At 35.9% G+C, this 4,885-nt stretch carries 2 protein-coding genes; one reads left to right on the top strand and one right to left on the bottom strand.

The features are described 5' to 3' along the window. The first annotated feature begins 131 nt into the window (after positions 1-131). A complete protein-coding gene (locus tag QZ019_RS09180; RefSeq protein ID WP_295484443.1) occupies positions 132-3,692 on the top strand; it encodes an autotransporter outer membrane beta-barrel domain-containing protein in 3,561 nt (1,186 codons plus the stop codon). A gap of 91 nt (positions 3,693-3,783) precedes the next feature. Here QZ019_RS09180 and QZ019_RS09175 read toward each other — a convergent pair whose 3' ends face one another. Further along, positions 3,784-4,821: a LacI family DNA-binding transcriptional regulator gene (locus QZ019_RS09175; protein ID WP_295484441.1), complete on the bottom strand. Its 1,038-nt coding sequence runs from the start codon at positions 4,819-4,821 to the stop codon at positions 3,784-3,786. Positions 4,822-4,885 lie beyond the last annotated feature (64 nt).

The raw sequence follows: 4,885 nt of genomic DNA, 5'->3' as shown, positions 1-4,885 counted from the left end.
AACAAATAGTTAATCATATAAAAATTACACATATAATTTTAACTAAAATCGTTTTTGTAAAATTTCTTGATTGAATTGTTAAATTTTGCAATATAATAAAAAACATTAGAGGCAAAATTGGAAATTCAATCATGAAACGCATAGATTCTTGCGGATCTCTTATAGATCCGTCTACTCTTAATATTAATTCTTCACTTACAATATCCCGCAAAAATTTTAAATTAACCCCTTTGGCAATTGCTTGTTCTATATTATTAACATCTTTTGCGGCACAATCCCAAGACGTTCCTTCGAATGATCTAAACAACCTAACCGGGTCAGTAAAAATTAATTCTCAAACAATATTAGAAAATTTGAAAGAATCAAAACACAAAGATAAACCTGATTTAGTCGGATTTTTTAATGATGATTACTATTGGAGCGAAGATGAAAACAAATATGTTTTAGCTGAAAATTCGCGAATCAATTTTGAGGGAACAGAGAACTTAGTTAAACCTAATAATAACTTTTCTATTACATGGGCAGACCAGCAACCATCCTCACAAGAAGAAAAGTATAATGCCACTATTACAATAAAAGCAGATAATAAGAATTGGACATTACAATATGATTTTGCTAAAGATGGTATTAATCAAGACACGCAGAAACCATACTCAACACACACTACTGCATTATCATTCTTTGAAAACGCAATGATGACTGCGAACGACGAAAATAAAAGTAATAACATTGATTTAAAATACTTTAAGTTTGAGCCAACTGTAAATCTTATAACTAAAAATCATTTAGTCGGGGCTGCAAATAAAGGTGACGGAAGATCTTCACTTGGCATTTCACTCTCCAATAAAAAAAGAAATTTAACTTTTGATAAAGAAGTCAATTTCATCAGTGATTTTACTTTTTATGAGGAAGGAGAAAATCCTGATTATTCCAGCGGATCTTCTGGTGTTGAAAATTTAAGTGTAGCAGCCGGTATTTACAATGTGTTCGGAGCTGCAGAATACAATGCCACAGAAAAAGTAAAAGGATTCATTGATAATTATGGTGTTATAAATTTCAAACAACACGCAACTGTTAGCGTTACGCATACAAATCGCTCTGATTTATCAGGACTATCAGATCCCAGATATAACGAAGTTTTTGGTGTCTTTAATAACGAGGGAGGCACAACTGTTTTTGAAAACGGAGCCGATATTGTTGTTAAAGGTCATTACGATGATGGAATTGTTTCAGCGCTTGCTTCCGCATCGACTTTAGGGATTTTAGATCCATACAAACAAGGCAAGATTAAAGTAACTGCATCTAATGATAATAAGGTATCACGAATTTGGGGTGTTTCTATTGATGGAGAAAATAATACTATAACAACTCCATTTGATAGTTTTGGGGAGAATCGTTTACAAGATCAAAACATTCTTAGTCATGAACAAGTAACCCAAACATGGAATACCTACATTACAGATAAAACTAATATGCAAAACGGCAATTTACGTTTTGCGGCATTGTCTATGCATGGTTCCGACATTGAAATATCAGATAAGAATAAACAAGGATATTTTGATATACGAGGAGACCTGATGGCTGGAATGTTAAACGGTGAAGGGACACACTCAAATACATTTCATAATAAAGATAAAAAACCAGCAAATGAGTTTTGGAAAAATTCTGACTTAGCAAATACCGTACAGCATGCAGAAATAAACCTTACTTTGGAAAACAACCAATCAAAACTCTACGGTAATCTTTATGAAAGACACCGCTTTGGACAAAACGAATCCCTAAACTTAAAAGAAGAAACAGCTACAGATGTAACAAACCAATCTAACTCTACATGGAAAAAAGAGCAAATTAAAAAAGAAAAAAACTCTCTAGGAGGTAAAATTAATTTTACTCTAGCAAACGGCGCCACTTGGATGCCACAACAAAAATGGTATGGTTGGAATTATGATTTTGCCCATACAGACTTTTATTTAGCCTACAAGAATAAAAACCAAACAACTTTAAATAACACGGAAAATGTTTCTTATGAGCGCTTAGATTTAAGCGATCAATATAATCTGATGGTTTGGAATGAGAAATCTAAAACTTACGAAAGAGTCAACAAAACAACTGACAAAGAGAATAATAATGTAATCAATGATTATGATCTATTATCTCTTCAGCAAGATCAAGAAAAGTATTATTTCCCTGAAATAGATAAAACATCTTTTACAACCGTAAACAACGGAATTTATCACCTAACCTTAAATGATGGTGTTGTAGACACACGTTACATGCGCCAAGCTTTTAGCTTTAGTAATGTTGATGCCATAAACAACGGTGATTTTTCTTCTTCTACAATTGAAACAGGTATCAAAAAACTCCGTATTCAAGAGTTAGCTGGTACTGGTGGTACATTTAACATCTATGTTAAAGATTATGATAATCACGATTTGATTATCATTGATCAACTTGCATCAGAACAAGCAAAAGCTGACTCAACAATCAACTTCAAAATCTGGAACACCACCGATAAAGATTTTGATGAGACACTTGGAATTGTTGAAAACAATCCGGATACCTATATACAAATTGGACGTGTAGCTAAAGACCTTAAATACGACCCCAACATTGAACTAGGACCTAAGGACGGTGACATTCAAAGTGTTACTTACACAGTTAAAGCAGATGATGATAAGTTCACTTGGACACAAGAACAAAAACTTGAATATCATGAGCAAATGCAAAACTTGTTTATAACAAAAGCAGATATTCAAAAAGTCGCTCCTGACATCGTTGAAGGTGCCCGTTTATCTTCAAGTCTTGCATATAACTATGCAATTATGGATATCGATCGACTACAAAAACGCCGCGGCGAAGCTCGTCATATAAAAGACAGTGAAGACGGTGTTTGGGCTCGCTATCGTCACATCAATTCAGGTCTTACCGGCAATGATGATTCAGCCGATATGATTCAAATCGGTTATGACTACAAAGTACGTAATGACGAAAGCTATAACGTCTACAGCATAGCCGTTGACTATTTACGCGGACAATCTGATTTTGATGAATCAGGCGACAGCGATTTAAATCGCTACAGTATCGGTCTTTATGACACCTGGCTGCTTGATAACGGAGCTTATCTTGATTTAACCGCTAAAGTCGGCTGGTTTGATGCTGACATGGATGCAAGATTCAGACACGTTAACGGCTATTATGAAGTAAACGGTGACTACGACTTCTGGGGAGCAAGTGTCGGCGCTGAAATCGGACGTAAATTCTCCAATAAAGATCAGTGGTTCTTTGAGCCTCAGACTCAGCTTACCTACACCTATATCGGAAGTTATGATTTCAATACTGACCGTGGGGTAAAAGTTGAATCTGACAACGTTGACAGCTTAATCATGCGTTGGGGTCTGCGTGTCGGTAAAGATTTCGGAAATTCAGCAGAAGAAGGGCTCTATTCCATCTATCTTATGGGCGATATTCTGCATGACTTCTTAGGAGATCAGGAACTTACCATAACAGGTCTTCGCACCGGCAACACCGCTGTTGCCGACTTTGACGGTGAACGCACCTGGTATGATGTAGGCGTCGGTTTCTCATGCACCTTAAGTGAAAATTCATATATGTTCATTAATTATGAAAGATCATTAGGTCATGACATCGACAACACTTGGGAAGTAAGTGCCGGTGCCAGCATGGAATTCTAATTATTCACGACTCTAAGATAAAAGCCTGTCATTTTTCGGTGACAGGCTTTTTATTGCTTGCAAAAAAGCGAAAAGATAATCCCTATTTCTCTTAATTAATCTCAAAATGATTCTTGATTTTGATTATATTATCAACAATATAATCATCCATTTTTTCATTGTCAGTTCTGATTAAATACTCATGCAATTTCTTTATAGCCTGATATCCTTGGGTTTTTGAATCCTGACAAATCACAAAATCAATAATTCCGCCCTTTACCAATTCACGCGTAGTGTAAATTTCATCACAGGCAATGACAAAACGATGGTGATCTCTATCGGCAATAACCGCGGCACCAAGTCCTGCAACACCTGATCCAGTAGCCATATAAACACAGTTGATCTCAGGATGCTGCTGAAAAGCTTTCATTGTCTCCTGCTGCGTGATGATATCGTTATCCATACCTTCAATCACAGTCTCAATCTGATATTTAACGCAGTCACGATTAAGCTCGGAGATAAAACCGTCAACTCTGATTTGATGCCCGTTATGCACTTTAGGTCCGGTTACTATCAAAATCTTCAAATATGCGTCACGCATGCACTTATTTAACATGGCTGCCGCAACCTGACCTGATTTAAAGTAATTAGGCCCTACAAAACAAATTCTTTCGCTGTTGGGAATATCATTATTAATAAGCAGGACAGGTAAATTGCGATCATGAAGTTCTTTTATCTTATTTAAGATAATTTCATGTTCAACGGTACACAGAGCAAAAGCCTTGCAACCATGCGCTTCAAGATTTTCAATTGCTTTTAAATGCTTTTGCGGATCCCAGCCTTCTTCTTCCACTAAATAAATATCAAGACCTAAATCTTTATATTCATTTCGAGCCTGTTTAATGCCGCGTTTTATATCATCAAAAAAAGGAGAATTGACGCTTGGAAGCAAAATACCGATGCAATTGATATTCTTCTGACTTGATAATGCGCGTCCTGCACGATTTGGAATATAGCCTAAATCTTTAGCCAACTGTTTAATTCTGATGGCTGTAGCTTTGCTTACTTCATTTTTATCGTTTAAAGCACGAGACACCGTACCTACTGAGACTCCGCAGGCTTTTGCCAAATCTTTTAACGCAACCGTCATAAATAAATCCTTAGAAAAAAACGCATATCGCAAACGTTTTCGTCAGTATAAATATATAACAACT

It is taken from the genome of uncultured Succinatimonas sp. (genome assembly GCF_905203285.1).
GTDB lineage: Bacteria > Pseudomonadota > Gammaproteobacteria > Enterobacterales > Succinivibrionaceae > Succinatimonas.
Note: the sequence above shows the minus strand (reverse complement) of the source record. Positions and strands in the feature narration are given on the sequence as shown.